Annotated in this window: 1 protein-coding gene; it reads left to right on the top strand. The window is 39.0% G+C overall.

The annotated features are described in order from the left end of the window. Positions 1 to 44 precede the first annotated feature (44 nt). Positions 45 to 1,225: IS1182 family transposase (locus FYJ84_RS14395; RefSeq protein ID WP_205764297.1), on the top strand; the 1,181-nt coding region annotated here is incomplete at its 3' end.

Genomic DNA, 1,225 nt, shown 5'->3' with positions numbered 1-1,225 from the left:
GCACTCCATTCATGGTAAAATATTATTATGATTGGGGTGTTTTTATGTATAAGAAAAAGAATCGTGCAAAACAACATCAGATGCAGTTCATAACGCTGGATGACCTTGTTCCAGCAGATCATATTCTTAGATTGATTGATGATGCTATAGATTTTAGCTTTATATATGATGAGGTTGAGGGATTATATGCCTCCGGCAGAGACGGAAGACCTGGAATTGATCCAGTTTCGCTGTTTAAAATTATATTCATTCAATATCTATTCGGTATAAGAAGTATGCGTCAAACCATAAAGGAAATTGAGGTAAATACAGCATACCGATGGTTCATAGGATATGAGCTTTTAGAGCCTATACCGCATTTTTCTACATTCAGCAAGAACTATACGAGACGGTTCAAGGATACAGATATATTTGAGAAAATATTTCAGCATATACTACAGGATGCTGTAAACAACGGTTTTGTGGATGCCAGTGCTGTTTTTATTGATGGAACCCATATAAAAGCTAGTGCCAATAAGCATAAGACTCAGAAGGTCACTGTGACCAAACCTATACCACAGTATAAATCTGAACTGGATCAGGAAATTGATAATGACCGTAGCCAAAAGGGAAAGAAGCCCTTTGACCGTGATGGAAACAATGACAAAACCATAAAGCGTACAGTAAGCACCACCGATCCGGATAGCGGCATGTTTGTTAAAGGGGAGCATGAGCGTCAATTGGCTTATGTTGCCAATACAGCCTGTGACAAGCATAATTTTGTGCTTGGATTTCATCTTGGTGCTGGCAATATACATGACAGCCAGATGTTTCATGAGGTATTCAAGAAGCTGGAGGTGTTTAAGTCTGAGATAAAAGCCGTAGCAGTGGATGCTGGATATAAGACACCTGGAATAATGCGAGAAATAATACAGCGAGGCATGATACCGGTTGTCCCATATAAACGTCCCATGACCAAGAAGGGCTTCTTTAAAAAGACTGAGTACGTCTATGATGAATACTATGACTGCTATATATGTCCAGCCAACAAACTGCTACATTATTCTACTACTAATAGAGAAGGCTACCGTGAGTATAAAAGCAATCCATTAGAATGCAGCCAATGTCCATATATTGAAAAATGTACAATGAGCCGCAACCATACAAAGGTTGTGACACGCCATATATGGTCAGAGTATATGGAATATGCTGAGGAATACCGGCATGTATTCCAATACAAGGAAAT

The sequence above is a fragment of the Anaerovibrio slackiae genome, from assembly GCF_009695585.1.
GTDB lineage: Bacteria > Bacillota > Negativicutes > Selenomonadales > Selenomonadaceae > Anaerovibrio > Anaerovibrio slackiae.
This window is presented reverse-complemented; position numbering and strand designations above follow the sequence as displayed.